This is a genomic window from Micromonospora sp. NPDC049891, from assembly GCF_040660295.1.
GTDB lineage: Bacteria > Actinomycetota > Actinomycetes > Mycobacteriales > Micromonosporaceae > Micromonospora.
On sequence record NZ_JBFAML010000002.1, the window covers coordinates 372,905 to 387,144 of the forward strand.

Genomic DNA, 14,240 nt, shown 5'->3' on the forward strand with positions numbered 1-14,240 from the left:
ACATCCCGCATGTCGTGGCGTCCGGCCGACGGGAAGGCCCGACCTGCCGCAGGTCGTGGCGTCCGGCCGGCGGGAGGGCGCGATCTGCCGCCTGCCGCGCTAGGCCGGAGGTCGGGAGAGGAACATCAGCTGGGCACGCTTGTCGGGGAGATCGATAAGCGGGCCGTCGACGAAGCCGGCCCGCCGCAGCCGGGCGATCGCCTTGTCGTTGCGGGCATCCGGCTCCATCACCAGTCGTAGCCGGCGGCGGTCGGTGAAGACGAAGGCGACGAACTCGTCGAGCAGCGTGCCGGTGAAGCCCGGCTCGGGCCGTACCGGAGTGCCGATCAGCAGGTGACCGCCGTGGTCGCCGGGACGTACCGGGTAGCACTCGCCGACCGGATCGTGCTCCGGCTCGTAGGTCTGGAACAGCGCCACCGGCTGCCCGTCGCGCAGGGTGAGGTACGCGTGATGGGTGGACAGCGAGTCCACGTACCGGTAGATCTCGGCGACCCGGTCCCGGTCGGCGTCGCGCATTCCCCAGAACCGGGCCCGCTCCTGGCTGACCCAGGAGTGGATCACGTCGGCGTCGGCATCGGGGTCGACCGGCCGGAAGGTGACCACACCGAACCGGGGCACCTGCCGTTCGTGGTGGTGACGGTCAGTCATCGTGCTCCTCGCTCAGCCGGTCCCAGTCACAGGTCGCCGTGATGAGGTCGCCGTCCACCCACAGCGGTAGCTGGTCGTCGCGGTGCGGCCCGGCCCCGGTGGCGCCCAGCGGCACCACCCAGCGGCTGTTCTCCCGCCGGGCCAGGTCCCACACGTAACGGGCCGCCGGTCCGCGCAGGCACAGGTCGGTGACACCGGGGACGCTGGAGGTGGCCAGCACACAGTCGTGGTCACCGGAGAGTTGCGGCCCCGGCGGCGCGGCCGGGTCGGGCAGCGCTCGCCACGGCAGGAGCCGGTGCCGTTCGCCCCAGCGTCGGGTCTCGCCGGCGGCGGCGACCTCAGCCAGGGCCTCGCGCAGCAGGTCGGCCCGATCCAGGCCGGGCAGGTCCGCGTGCAGCAGCGGTGTCACCGCGTAGCCGACCCGGGGGAGCAGGGCCAGCCAGGGCCGGAACACCTCCGGGTAGGCGGGTGGTTCGGCCAGCGGCGCCAGCGCGGGGTGGGCGGCGAGCCGGCGGGTCACGGCGGCCCGCAGGTCGGCGAAGGCGGCGGCGTCGACGCTGTCGGCGGCCATCCGACGGTCCCAGGTCAACAGCCGGTCCCGCAGCCCGGCGGCGGGTCCGTCGAGCCCGTCCAGCCCGGCGATCAGGTCCAGCAACGGCCCGGCGGCTGCCGAATAGGTGTCGGTGTGCACCGTCGACTGTTGATCGGCGTGCCAGTCGGTGGCCCCGTCCAGCAGTTGGCGGATCCGGTCGGCCCGGTACGGCGGCGCGAACTCCACGCCGAGCCCGGCGGAGATGCCACGGTCGTTCGCCATCACCGCCACCTGGTCGACGGGTGCCTTCGGCATCGGCTGCCAGCCCTGCCAGGTGTGGCTGGCCGTCCAGCCGGGGACCACCCGAAGCCCGTTGTCCGGGTGGCGTCGCGGCACCCGGCCGGCCACCCGGTGCAGCAGCCCGCCGGTGGTGTCCGCCGCGAGGACCACGTTCACCGGTTCGACCCAGCCGTCCAGTGCCGCGTCGACGTCGTCGACGGTGCGCGCCCGCAGCAGCGCCGGCAGCACGTCGAAGCCCAGCTCACCGAGGACGCGGGGCGGGTACCGCAGGCTGACCGTGATGGCCGGGTCATCGTCCGGGCCACCGGACACCAGCGGACCCCGCTCGGTCTCGATCACCTCGACCGCCACCGGTTCGGCACCGGCCACCTCGATCGTCTCGACGTGCCGCTGCGCGGGCCGCCACCCGTCAGGTCCGTACGCCTCGACCCGGTCGCCCTGGCGGCGCAGCCGTTCGGTGTACCCGTCCTGGTAGTCGGCCATCGCGTTGGTGATCGCCCAGGCGACCCCACCGGCATGGCCGAAGTGCGGAATGCCCGGAATACCGGGCACGGCGAAGCCGAGCACGTCGTACTCCGGGCAGGCCAGGCGGATCTGCTGGTAGATGCCGGGTGCCTCGATGAACCGGTGCGGATCACCGGCGATCAGGGCGGCGCCGGTGGCGGTGCGCTCGGCGGTGAGCAGCCAGCCGTTGCTGCCCGAGGTGACGTGGCTGTCGACGGCGAACAGCCTGGTCGCCTGCGGACCGAGCCGGCGGGCCACCTGGTCGCGCCAGAGTTTGGTGCCGAAGCCGGCAAAGAGCACGTGGTGGCTGAGCCAGAGCGCGAGCGGCGTCCACGGCTGCCAACGGCCCGGTCGCAGGCCGGTGGCGGCGAACTCCGGAGCCCGCGCCGCACCGGCGGCCAGCGCCGCGTTCACCCCGTCCACGTAGCACCCCACCCATTCGGCGGTGGCCGGGTCGAGGGCGGCGTGGCAGCGTCGAGCGGTGTCGTCGAGCCGCGCCCGGCGGGCGAAGCTGTCCCAGGCCACCGCGTCGACGCCGAGGAACGAGGCGGAGGTGCCCTGGGACCTGTGTCGTTCCACCTCGAGCTGCCAGGCCCGGTCCAGGGCGGTGACCCGGCCCTGGGCGAAGGCCAGCGAGGTGTGGTCGTCGGCGCGCAGGTGCGGGACGCCGAAGCCGTCGCGGTAGCGGCGCGCGCTCACCGCGCCACCGTACCGGCTCGCGCGCGGGCTGCCGGAACCACGAGCGGGGTACCGGTCTCCGGGTCGTCGATGACCCGGCAGGGCAGGCCGAAGACCTCCTCGACCAGTTCCGCGGTGACGATCCGGCGGGGCTCGCCGGCCGCCACCACCTGCCCACCGCGCATCGCGATCAGGTGGGTGGCGTAGCGGGCGGCGTGGTTGAGGTCGTGCAGCACCGCCACAAGCGTCCGGCCCTGTTCCTCGTGCAGCCGGGCGCACAGGTCGAGGACCTCGATCTGGTGGGCGATGTCCAGGTACGTCGTCGGTTCGTCCAACAGCAGCAGGGGCGTCTGCTGGGCCAGCGCCATGGCCAGCCAGACCCGCTGCCGCTGGCCGCCGGAGAGTTCGTCGACCAACCGATCGCCGAGGTCGTCGACACCGGTGGCGGCCATCGACTCGGCCACGATCCGCTCGTCGTCGGGGGACCACTGCCGCAGCAGCCCCTGGTGCGGGTAGCGGCCCCGGGCCACCAGCTCGGCCACGCCGATGCCGTCGGGCGCGATTGGCGACTGGGGCAGCAGCCCGAGCGTACGGGCCACGGCACGGGCGGGCAGCCGGTGGATGTCCGAGCCGTCGAGCAGCACCGCCCCGGTGGCCGGCTTCAGCAGCCGCGACAGCGCCCGCAGCAGGGTGGACTTGCCGCACGCGTTCGGACCGATGATGACCGTGAAGGAGCGGTCGGGCACGGCGACGGTCAGGTCCTCGGCGACGACACGTCGGTCGTAGGCGAGCCGCAGCCCGCTGCCACCCAGCCGGGAGGTCGACATGCTTGTTGCTCCGTTCTCGTTGGGGGTCGTCACCGACGGCCCGCCGGCATGGTCGTCGCCGTCGGTCGGCCTGCCTGGTGGTCTTGTCACAGCCGACCCGCCCGTCGCTCGGTGGCCAGCAGCCACACCAGGTAGCCGCCGCCGATGACGCCGGTCACCACGCCGACCGGCAGCTGGCCGGGGAGGGCGCGCAACGCGACCTGATCGGCCACGACGGTGATCAGCGCGCCGATGACCGCCGCCGGCAGCAGGGTGACCCCGGGCGCCCGGGTGAGACGTCGGGCCAGGTGCGGGGCGGTGAGTGCGACGAACGGCACCGGTCCGGCGGCGGCCGCGGACAGAGCCACCAGCAGTACGGCTCCGGAGAGCAGCAGCATCCGCACCCGGTGCACGCTCACGCCCAGCCCGCTGGCGGCGTCGTCGCCCAGCTCGGTCATCCGCAGCGCCGGAGCGCAGGCGAGCAGCGCCGGCATCAGCACCGCGAGGGCGGCCAGCAGCGGCAGGGCGTCGGACCAGCCGCGGCCGTCGAGGCTGCCGGTGAGCCAGAGCATCGCCCGGGAGGCGCTCATCAGCGGTACCCGGGTCATCAGATAGCCGTTGACGCCGGTGAGGATGGCCGACATGCCGATGCCGACCAGGACCAGCCGGTAGCCGTGTACCCCGCGCCGCCAGGCGATCAGGTAGATGAGCAGGCCGGTGGCGATGCCGCCGAGGGCCGCGGAGCCGGCGAGGGCGGCGCTGCTGCCGCCGACGGCGACCACGACGAGCGCACCGGTGGCCGCGCCCTGAGTGAAACCGAGCACGTCCGGGCTGCCCAGCGGGTTGCGGACCAGCGACTGGAACACCGCCCCGGCCAGGCCGAGCGCGGTGCCCACGGCCAGACCGGTGACCAGCCGGGGCAGTCGCAGCTGGGTGACGATGAACTCCTCGGCGGGGCTGCCGCCGCCGGTCAGCGTGCGCAGGACGTCGGCGGGTGACATCGGGTACTCGCCGTGTCCGACGGCCAGCACCCCGACGGCGAGGGTGAGCAGCAGGCAGACCGTGCCGACGGCGAGGACGCGTGGCTGCAACCGGAAGGAGAGCCGACCGGGCGTCCGAATCACGATCATGAGCGGGCCGTCCTCGTCCTGAGCACAAGTGCCAGGAACAGCGGGCCGCCGACCACCGCGGTGATCAGCCCGACCTGGAGTTCACCGGGGCGGCCGAGGACCCGGCCGAGCACGTCGGAGCCGAGCAGCAGCACCGGGGCGAGCAGCGCGCAGTAGGGCAGCAGCCAGCGCAGGTCAGGTCCGGTGAGGGCGCGGACCAGGTGCGGCACGAGCAGCCCGACGAAGACGATAGGTCCGCAGGCGGCGGTGGCGGCCCCGCAGAGCAGCGTGATGGCGATGATCACACCGGCTCGGGCCAGGGCCGGTCGGGCACCCAGGGCCTGCGCGGCGTCGTCGCCGAGGGCGAGCGCGTTGAGCGGGCGGGCAGCGGCCAGCGCGACCAGCAGCCCGACGGCGATGAACGGCAGCACCCGCAGCACGGTGCCGGTGTCGGCGCTGGCCAGTGACCCGACGGTCCAGAAGCGCAGCCGTTCCAGGCCGGCCGCGTCGAGCAGCATCACCGCGCTGACGTACGAGTACAGCGCCGCGTTGAGTGCCGCGCCGGCCAGCGCCAGGCGGGCCGGGGTGGCCGCGCGACCACCGCCGACGGCGTACACCCCGACGGTGACCACGGCGGCGCCGAGCAGCGCGAACCACACCTGACCGGTGCCGCCGCCGAGGCCGAACAGAGCGGTGGCGGTGGCGATGGCGGCGGCCGCACCGGCGTTGATGCCGAGCAGCCCGGGATCGGCGAGCGGGTTGCGGGTGAGCGCCTGCATCGCCGCGCCGGCCACGCCGAGCGCCGCGCCGGCCAGGAGTCCGAGCAGCGTACGGGGCAACCGCAGCTCCCGGACCACCGCGTACTCGGCGGCGTCCCGGTCGGTCAGGGCGTGCCAGACCTCGGACGCAGGGATCTGCTTGGCGCCGACAGCCATGCTGAGCACGGCGACCGTGAGCAGGGTAAGCGCGGCCATGAGGAGACCGCTGGCGCGTAGGGCGGTGCGACGGTGCCGGGGTGGTGCGGTCGACCGGGTCGGCGTCTCAGAGGGTGGCGACTCGATGACGGACAGTGTGAACTCCAGTGTGGTGCGAAACGCCGTCAGGACTTGACAGGAGCCGAGTCTAGGCACGAAGTTAGGTTAGGTTAGCCTAACCCCCGGCTGTCCATGGTCCGAGACCCTGATCGAAAGACGACACGAATGCCTGAGCACCTCTCCGCCCGTCGCCTCTCCCGCCGGGGGCTGCTCGCCGTCGGCGGTGCCGCAGTGGCCGCCGCACTCGTCGGCTGCGGCCGTGACGACAACGCCGGAACCAGCACCGACAACGCCTCCGGCCCCTGGTCCTTCACCGACGACCGCCCCGAGAAGGTCACCGCCGACGCCCGGCCCCAACGGGTGGTCGCCTTCACCGGCTCCGCCGCGGCACTTGTCGACTTCGGACTCAGCCGCGAGGTGGTAGGCGTGTTCGGCGAGACGAAGAAGGCGGACGGCAGCGTCGAACCGCAGGCCGGTGACCTGGACGTGGAGAGCGTGGAGATCCTCGGCAACGTCTGGGGCGAGTTCAGCGTCGAGAAGTACGCAGCCCTGCGTCCGGAACTGCTGGTCACCCACATGTACGACCCGGGCGCCTACTGGTACGTCCCGGACGAGAGCAAGGACAAGATCCTGCCGCTGGCCCCGGCGGTGACCATCACCACCGCCCGGGTGCCGATGACCAAGCCCATCGAACGGTACGCCCAACTCGCCGAGTCCCTCGGCGCCGACCTGTCGGCGCCGAAGGTCACCGACGCCAAGGCGCGGTTCGAGGCCGCCGCCGAAGCGGTACGCCAGGCCGTCGCCGCCAACCCGGGCATCAAGGTGATGGCAGCCTCGGGCAGCCCCGACCTGTTCTACGTCTCCAACCCCAAGATCAGCACCGACCTGATGTACTTCGCCGAACTCGGCGTCGACATCGTGGTGCCGACCAAGCTTGAGGCCGGCGACTACTTCGAGGCCCTCAGCTGGGAGAACGCCGGCAAGTTCCCGGCCGACCTGATCCTGCTCGACAACCGCGGCACCGCCCTGCAACCGACCGACCTGGCCGCCAAGCCCACCTGGAAGCAACTGCCCGCCGTGCAGGCCGGACAGGTCACGCCGTGGGACGCGGTGCCCCGCTTCTCGTACGCCGGCGCGGCTCCGCTGCTGGAGAACCTCGCCAAGGCGATCCAGGGAGCGAAGAAGCTCACCTGACTCCGCCGGGCGGCCGGCCGCGGTCGACCACCGCACCGGCCGCCCCGCCACCAACCTCCCAGAACCGAAGTGCCCGCCGCCCACCTGTCGTGCGGCGGGTTCCGGCTGCCCGAAAACCGAACCGCCGAGCGTGGAGGACACGTCCATGACCCTGCCGGTGCACACCGCCGAGGCAACGCCGACCCACCCGGAGCCCAGGCCCACACCCGCCCGGGCGCACCTGCTCAGCGACGAGACAGTCGAGCGGTACCGACAGGCGGTGGCAGCCGGCACCGACCGGGTGGCCCGTCGGGTGGCCGAGGCGACCGGACCGTTCACCGGCGTACGCCCGGACGAACTCGCCCCGCAGGTGGAGGCGATCGACCTGGACCGGCCGCTGGGCGACACCACCGCCGCGCTCGACGAACTGGAGGACGTCTACCTGCGTGACGCGGTCTGGTTCCACCACCCGCGGTACCTGGCCCACCTCAACTGCCCCGTGGTGATCCCGGCGCTGCTCGGCGAGGCGGTCCTCAGCGCGGTCAACTCCTCGATGGACACCTGGGACCAGAGCGCCGGCGGCACCCTGATCGAGCGCCGGCTCATCGAGTGGACCGCCGACCGGATCGGCCTCGGCCCGGCGGCCGACGGAGTGTTCACCAGCGGCGGCACCCAGTCCAACCTGCACGCCCTGCTGCTGGCCCGGGAGGAGGCGCTGGCCGCCGCCACGCCCGCCGACCGGCGGATCCTGCTGCCCCAGCTACGGATCATCGCCTCGGCGGCCGGTCACTTCAGCGTGCAGAAGGCAGCCAAGCTGCTCGGCCTGGCACCGGACGCGGTAGTGGTGGTGGAGACCGGCCCGGACCGGCGGATGCGTCCCGGCGCGGTCCGGCACGAGATCGCCCGCTGCCGGCGCGCCGGCCTGACCGTCATGGCGGTGGTGGCCACCGCCGGCACCACCGACTTCGGCACCATCGACCCGCTCGACGAGATCGCCGAGGTGTGCGCCACGGCCGGCGTGTGGCTGCACGTCGACGCCGCGTACGGCTGCGGGCTGCTGGTCTCGCCCACCCGCCGACACCTGCTCGACGGCATCGAACGCGCCGACTCGGTCACCGTCGACTACCACAAGTCCTTCTTCCAGCCGGTCAGCTCCAGCGCGCTGGTGGTCCGCGATCGGCGGACCCTGCGGCACGCCACCTGGCACGCCGACTACCTCAACCCGGCCCGGATGGTGGCCCAGCGCATCCCCAACCAGGTCGACAAGAGCCTGCAGACCACGCGCCGGTTCGACGCGCTCAAACTCTGGCTGACCCTGCGGGTGATGGGACCCGACGCCGTCGGTGAACTCTTCGACGAAGTCTGCGACCGGGCCGCCCAGGCATGGCAGCTGGTCGCCGCCGACCCACGCTTCGAGGTGCTGACCCGCTCGCAGTTGAGCACTGTGGTGTTCCGCTGGCGACCCACCGGGCCGGGCCGGGACCTGACCGACGCGGCAAACCTGCGCGCCCGCGAGGCGCTGGCCGCCTCCGGCCTCGCCGTGGTCGCCGGCACCAGGGTCGACGGCCGGCAGTACCTCAAGTTCACAGTCCTCAACCCGGCCACCACCACCGACGACGTCGCCTACGTGTTGGACCTGATCGCCGAGCACGCCGGCCGCCACGTGCACGAACACGCCGGATCCGCCGCCTCCGCCGACCTGACCTGCCCGGTCGGCTGACCATGCCATCTGCGAACCCGAGCCTGGAGGGCCGGATGTCCAGCTACGACTTCATCGGGATCGGTCTCGGGCCGTACAACCTCGGCCTGGCCTGCCTGACCGCCCCCATCGCCGACCTCGACGGGCTGTTCCTGGAGGCCCGTGACGACGTCTCCTGGCATCCCGGCATGCTGCTGGAGTCGTCCCGGCTGCAGACGCCGTTCCTGGCCGACCTGGTCACCCTCGCCGATCCCACCTCGCCGTTCTCCTTCCTCAGCTACCTCAAGGAGATCGGCCGGCTCTACCCCTTCTACATCCGGGAGAGCTTCTTCCCGCTGCGGGTGGAGTACGACGCGTACTGCCGCTGGGCCGCCGCCAAGCTGCCCAACCTCCGGTTCGGGCATCAGGTCACCGCCGTCGAGTACGACCCCGCCGACGACAGGTACGTGGTGACCGCCACCGTCGACGGTGCCACCGTCACCCACCGGGCCCGACACCTGGTGCTCGGCACCGGCACCCCGCCCCACCTGCCGGACGCCTGCGCCGGCCTGGCCTCCGACGCCGTGCACAACTCCCGGTACCTGGAGCACCGGGACGCGTTGCGGGCCAAGCGGAGCATCACCATCGTCGGCAGTGGGCAGAGCGCCGCCGAGATCTACCACGACCTGCTCGGCGACATCGGCACCCACGGATACCAGCTGAACTGGGTGACCCGCTCGCCCCGCTTCTTCCCCCTGGAGTACACGAAGCTCACCCTGGAGATGACCTCGCCGGACTACGTGGACTACTTCCACGCGCTGCCCGAGGCCACCCGGTACCGGCTGGAGGCCGAGCAGAAGGGGCTGTTCAAGGGCATCTCCGCCGACCTGGTCAACGACATCTACGACCTGCTCTACGCCGCGAGCGTCGACGGCCCGGTGGACACCCGGCTGCTGACAAACACCGAGCTGACCGAGGTGACCCACGACGGGAGCACCGGTGTGCACACCCTGCGGCTGCGCCACGTCGAGCAGGAACGGGACTTCACTCTGGACACCGAGGGGCTGGTGCTGGCCACCGGCTACCGCTACGAGGTGCCGGCGTTCCTGGAGCCGATCCGGCACCGGCTGCGCTTCGACGACCACGGTCGGCTCGACGTCGCCCGCAACTACAGCGTGGACACCACCGGGCGCGGTGTGTTCCTCCAGAACGGCGGCACCCACACGCACAGCATCACCTCGCCCGATCTCGGCATGGGCCCGTACCGCAACAGCTGGATCATCCGGGAACTGCTCGGCCGCGAGCCGTACCCGATCGAAAAGTCGATCACCTTCCAGGACTTCGGGGTGACCGGGTGACCCAGCTCGTGTACACCCGGCACGATCGGCGACTCGGCGAGTTCGCCCTGCGTACGCTCGACGTGGCCGCCGACGCTCCGGTGCTGCACCGGTGGGTGACCCATCCCAAGGCGGCGTTCTGGCTGATGCAGGACGCCGACGTCGACGCCGTGACCGCCGAGTACCAGCGCATCGCCGAGCACCCGCACCACGAGGCGTACCTGGGGCTGTGGCGCGCCCAGCCGGCGTTCCTCGCCGAACGGTACGACCCGGCGCGGGTCGAACTCGTCGGTCTGCACGACGCCCGGCCCGGCGACGTCGGCATGCACTTCCTCTGCGCACCCACCGACACCCCCGTGCACGGCTTCACCCGAGCCGTCATCACCACAGTGATGGCCTGGCTCTTCGCCGACCCCACCACCGAACGGGTGGTGGTCGAGCCGGACGTGCGCAACACCGCCGTGCACGCGCTCAACGCGGCTGTCGGCTTCGAGGTGGTCGGACCGATCACCAAACCGGAGAAGACGGCCCTGCTGAGCATCTGCACCCGGCAGCGGTTCCTGGCCGCCACCCGAAACGAAGGAGTACCGGCATGACCACGCGCGACCCGGTCGCCCACCTGCGCCCGGAGACCTGGGAGCGGGCCAACCGCCTGCTGGTGCGCAAGGCGCTCGCCGAGTTCACCCACGAGCGCCTGCTCACCCCCGAGCCGGACGGCGCGTCAGCCGACCCCACCGGCCGGCGGTGGTACGCCGTCACCGCCGCCTCCGGCGCGGTCCGGTACCGGTTCGCGGCCCGGGTGATGACGCTTGAGCACTGGGACATCGACCCGGAGAGCATCACCCGGCACCGCGACGGCCAGCCGCTGCCGCTGGACGCTGTCGATCTCTGCCTCGACCTGCGTGACGTGCTCGGCCTCACCGACCGGATCCTGCCGGTCTACCTTGAGGAGATCAGTTCCACCCTCGCCGGCCTGGCGTACAAGCTGGACCGGGAGCTGCCCAGCGCGGCGAAGCTGGTGGCGGCCGACTTCCAGACCATCGAGACGTCGATGACCGAGGGTCACCCCTGCTTCGTGGCCAACAACGGGCGGCTCGGCTTCGGCGTCGACGAGTACCACCGCTACGCCCCCGAAGCGGCCCACCCGGTACGGCTGATCTGGCTCGCCGCCCACCGCGACCACGCCACCTTCACCAGCGCCGCCGACCTGGACCAGGAGACGCTGCTGCGCGCCGAACTGGGCGAGGCGACCCTCGCCCGGTTCGCCGGGACCATGTCCGAACTGGGCCTGGACCTCGCCGACTACCACCTCATCCCGGTGCACCCGTGGCAGTGGTGGAACAAGCTGTCGGTCACCTTCGCCGGCGAGGTGGCGCGTCGCCGACTGGTCTGCCTCGGTGAAGGCCCCGACGAGTACCTCGCCCAGCAGTCCATCCGCACCTTCTTCAACGTCAGCCATCCCGAGCGGCACTACGTCAAGACCGCGCTGTCCGTGCTGAACATGGGCTTCATGCGGGGGCTGTCCGCCGCGTACATGGAGGCCACCCCGGCCATCAACGACTGGCTGGCCGACCTGATCGACGGCGACGAGGTGTTCCGGGCCACCGGGTTGACGATCATCCGGGAGCGGGCCGCCGTCGGCTACCGGCACCGCCAGTACGAGGCCGCCACCGACCGATACTCGCCGTACCGCAAGATGCTTGCCGCACTCTGGCGGGAGAGCCCGGTACCGGACCTGGCTCCCGGCGAGCGGCTGGCCACCATGGCGTCGCTGCTGCACGTCGACACCGACGGGCGCTCGTTCGCCGCCGAGCTGATCGCCGCCTCCGGGTTGGCGCCGACGGTCTGGCTGCGCCGCTACCTGAACGCCTACCTGACCCCGCTGCTGCACGCCTTCTACGCCTACGACCTGGCGTTCATGCCGCACGGCGAGAACGTCATCCTGGTGCTCCGCGACGGCGTCGTCGAGCGGGCGATCTTCAAGGACATCGCCGAGGAGATCGTGATGATGAGCGCCGAGGCGCAACTGCCGCCGGCGGTCGAGCGGATCCGCGCCGAGATCCCGGAGGACATGAAGCTGCTGTCGATCTTCACCGACGTCTTCGACTGCTTCTTCCGCTTCCTCGGCGCGACCCTCGCCGATCAGGGCGTGATCGGCGAGGAGGAGTTCTGGCGTACCGTGGCCGACTGCGCCACCGAGTACGTTGGCCGGGTGCCCCACCTGGCCGACCGGCTGGCCCGCTACGACCTGTTCGCCCCGGAGTTCGCGCTGTCCTGCCTCAACCGGCTGCAACTGCGCGACAACCAGCAGATGGTCGACCTGGCCGACCCGTCGGCCGCCCTGCAACTGGTCGGTGCCCTGACCAATCCGCTGGCTCGGTTCGCACCGTCCTGACCGTCGGCGCCCCCGGTCCCGACCGCCGTCGCCGGTCGGGACCGTCGACGGCCGTCCGTCGGGCGGCGGCGGGTCAGCCGGGGTGTGGGCCGAGCTGGTCGATGGTGTAGCCGTCGGGGTACGTCCGCGTGCTGATCACACCGTCGGCGAACAGCGGCTCGGTGCGTGGCCGGCCGAGGTGCCGCAGCAGCCACGCCCGGACGCGCAGCCCGCCGTGCAGTCCGGCCCGCACCGGCCAGGCCGGGGCGGCGACCCTGGTGGCCGCGCGCAGCCGTTCGTCGTACAACGCGGCGACCAGGGCGTCGCCGACGGGAGCCAGTGGGCGGGGCAGCCGCCCGAGCAGCAGTTCCCGGGTGGCCCGCTCGATCGCCGCCGCGTCGTCGTTGGGCCTCAGGTGCGCCGCGTCGTAGGCGTCGAACCAGTCGGCGAACTCCTGGTAGGTCTCCGGGATGTCGGTGATGCCCATCCGGCGGCCCAGCTCCCGGTAGAAGACGTGGGTGGCGCGCCGCTCGTGACAGCAGGTACGGCGCCAGCCGTACCTGTCGATCCACCGGGTCGGGATCACCACCAGGCAGCCGAGTACGTACCGGTAGTGGTCGTTGCCGATGCCGTACGGGCGGTGGATCTGGTTGACCCGACGCAGCGCCGCGCGGCCGCGCGGATGGTCGAACCCGTTGAGCACCATCTCGTACATCAGCAGGCCGGTGTCGTCGATGCGCTTGCGGGTGCGCCGGGTCAGCTCGCCGGTGGCGGTGTGCACGGCGGCGATCTCCGGGATCGAGAAGGAGCGGTTGAACGCCAGGTTGAGCCCGAGCCTCAGCTCCCAGCAGAACTCGTGGCGCAGCATCGTCTGGTAGATCTCCAGGTGGTCACGCTCGGCGTCGAGCGAACGGATGCGCGCCAGGTTGGCGTGTCGGTCTCGCAACGGCGGCACCTCCAGCGGTGGTCGACTGTCGTGTGGCGGCCCGGCCGGCCGCTCGGCGGTCCGCTGGCTCAGTCCGCGGCCAGCTCGGCCAGGTCGCGGTCGAGCAGCTCGGCCAGCAGGGCGTGCCGGCCGGGGTCGTTGTCCGGCGTGATGCCCCGGCTGGGCATCTCCACGGTCATCAGCAGGTGCAGGTGCATCCGGTACAGCGCGAGCCGGCGGCGTACCCCGTCATCGAAGACCAGCGGCACGCCGGTGGCCTCGGCGTACCCGCGCAGGAAGGGATGCGTCGGTTCGTCCTCGGCACGACGGAACAGCAGCGGGGAAACCAGATCGAGCAGCGGATCGCCGTAGAGGAACCGCTCGCCGTCGACCAGACCACACATCCGGTACGCACCGTCGGCAGCCCGGTCGGCGAGCACGTTGCCGTCCCAGCAGTCGAAGTGCAGCAGCGCCGGCCGGCGTACCGTGTCGAGCAACGCGCCGTGCCGGGCCACCAGCGCGCGGAACCGCTGCGGCGGTACGGGCAGCGGCACCGCCCAGTCGGCCGCGTCGGCGAGCAGGTCGTCGATGATCGCCGTGAACGCGGCCGACCAGGTCGGTCCGCCGGTACGGCCGGCGTCGTAGCCGAACCGGTCGCCGGTGATCCGGTGCACGGCCGCCGTCGCCGCGCCCAGGTCGGCGCGGACCGGCCCGTCGTCACCGTCCAGCTCGGGCAGTGCCCGGCCGGGCAGCCGGCCGGTGACCAGCCACTCACCGAGCCGTCGATCCCGGCCGTGGTGCAGCACCTGCGGCACCGGCACCTGCGGTGCCCGCTCGGCGACCAGCCGGAAGTACCGAGCCTCGGCGGCGAGCAGATCGGTCTCGTAGCGCAGCAGCCGGGTGGTGGGCGGCGGGGCGACCTTCAGCACCACGTCCCGGTGACCGGTCCGCGGGCGGCCGCCACCCGGCCGTTCGTCGTCGAGGCGAACCCACCACACCGCGGCGAAGCCCCCACCGGAGAGCGGCCCGCAGTCGGCCACCCGCCGGTCCGGGCCGAAGGACGACCGTACGAAGTCGACCACGTCGTCGGGGGAGAGGACCCGTTGCGTTGGACTGACCGGCGCCACCCGGACAGCGTAGGC

Annotated in this window: 12 protein-coding genes; 5 read left to right on the forward strand and 7 right to left on the reverse strand. The window is 72.3% G+C overall.

The window, feature by feature from the left end; all coding sequences use genetic code 11:
• Positions 1 to 99: 99 nt before the first annotated feature.
• From AB0I71_RS04990 to AB0I71_RS05010, 5 genes are all read right to left on the reverse strand, one after another.
• Entirely contained in the window at positions 100 to 648 is a 549-nt protein-coding gene (locus AB0I71_RS04990; RefSeq protein ID WP_357581935.1) for a GNAT family N-acetyltransferase, read from the reverse strand.
• Positions 641 to 2,683, reverse strand: coding sequence for a penicillin acylase family protein (locus AB0I71_RS04995; protein ID WP_357581936.1), 2,043 nt, complete (start codon positions 2,681 to 2,683; stop codon positions 641 to 643). Before AB0I71_RS04995 ends, AB0I71_RS04990 begins: the two co-directional genes overlap by 8 nt.
• Positions 2,680 to 3,489 (reverse strand): ABC transporter ATP-binding protein, encoded by an 810-nt coding sequence (locus AB0I71_RS05000; RefSeq protein WP_357581937.1) that lies wholly within the window; start codon positions 3,487 to 3,489, stop codon positions 2,680 to 2,682. Before AB0I71_RS05000 ends, AB0I71_RS04995 begins: the two co-directional genes overlap by 4 nt.
• 86 nt (positions 3,490 to 3,575) lie before the next feature.
• Positions 3,576 to 4,598, reverse strand: coding sequence for an iron chelate uptake ABC transporter family permease subunit (locus AB0I71_RS05005; protein ID WP_357581938.1), 1,023 nt, complete (start codon positions 4,596 to 4,598; stop codon positions 3,576 to 3,578).
• Positions 4,595 to 5,551, reverse strand: coding sequence for an iron chelate uptake ABC transporter family permease subunit (locus tag AB0I71_RS05010; RefSeq protein WP_357581939.1), 957 nt, complete (start codon positions 5,549 to 5,551; stop codon positions 4,595 to 4,597). Before AB0I71_RS05010 ends, AB0I71_RS05005 begins: the two co-directional genes overlap by 4 nt.
• A 225-nt stretch (positions 5,552 to 5,776) precedes the next feature.
• Here AB0I71_RS05010 and AB0I71_RS05015 point away from each other — a divergent pair, with 225 nt between their 5' ends.
• The 5 genes from AB0I71_RS05015 (at position 5,777) to AB0I71_RS05035 (ending at position 12,194) form a co-directional block, all read left to right on the forward strand.
• A complete protein-coding gene (locus AB0I71_RS05015; protein ID WP_357581940.1) occupies positions 5,777 to 6,805 on the forward strand; it encodes an ABC transporter substrate-binding protein in 1,029 nt (342 codons plus the stop codon).
• Positions 6,806 to 6,950: 145 nt separating this feature from the next.
• On the forward strand, positions 6,951 to 8,504 hold the full coding sequence (locus AB0I71_RS05020) for an aspartate aminotransferase family protein (protein ID WP_357581941.1): 1,554 nt from the start codon (positions 6,951 to 6,953) through the stop codon (positions 8,502 to 8,504).
• Positions 8,505 to 8,539: 35 nt separating this feature from the next.
• Positions 8,540 to 9,820 (forward strand): SidA/IucD/PvdA family monooxygenase, encoded by a 1,281-nt coding sequence (locus tag AB0I71_RS05025; protein WP_357581942.1) that lies wholly within the window; start codon positions 8,540 to 8,542, stop codon positions 9,818 to 9,820.
• On the forward strand, positions 9,817 to 10,395 hold the full coding sequence (locus tag AB0I71_RS05030) for a GNAT family N-acetyltransferase (RefSeq protein ID WP_357581943.1): 579 nt from the start codon (positions 9,817 to 9,819) through the stop codon (positions 10,393 to 10,395). The genes AB0I71_RS05025 and AB0I71_RS05030 overlap by 4 nt, the downstream gene beginning before the upstream one ends.
• Positions 10,392 to 12,194, forward strand: a complete 1,803-nt coding sequence (locus AB0I71_RS05035) for an IucA/IucC family siderophore biosynthesis protein (protein WP_357581944.1) — start codon at positions 10,392 to 10,394, stop codon at positions 12,192 to 12,194. Before AB0I71_RS05030 ends, AB0I71_RS05035 begins: the two co-directional genes overlap by 4 nt.
• A 73-nt stretch (positions 12,195 to 12,267) precedes the next feature.
• On the opposite strand, the gene AB0I71_RS05040 is transcribed toward AB0I71_RS05035, so the two are convergent.
• Together AB0I71_RS05040 and AB0I71_RS05045 are read right to left on the reverse strand one after the other, a co-directional pair.
• Positions 12,268 to 13,119: an oxygenase MpaB family protein gene (locus AB0I71_RS05040; protein ID WP_357581945.1), complete on the reverse strand. Its 852-nt coding sequence runs from the start codon at positions 13,117 to 13,119 to the stop codon at positions 12,268 to 12,270.
• Positions 13,120 to 13,187: 68 nt separating this feature from the next.
• Positions 13,188 to 14,225 carry an aminoglycoside phosphotransferase family protein gene (locus tag AB0I71_RS05045; protein ID WP_357581946.1) on the reverse strand — a complete coding sequence of 346 codons (1,038 nt, stop codon included), beginning with the start codon at positions 14,223 to 14,225 and terminating at the stop codon, positions 13,188 to 13,190.
• Between the last annotated feature and the right edge of the window lie 15 nt (positions 14,226 to 14,240).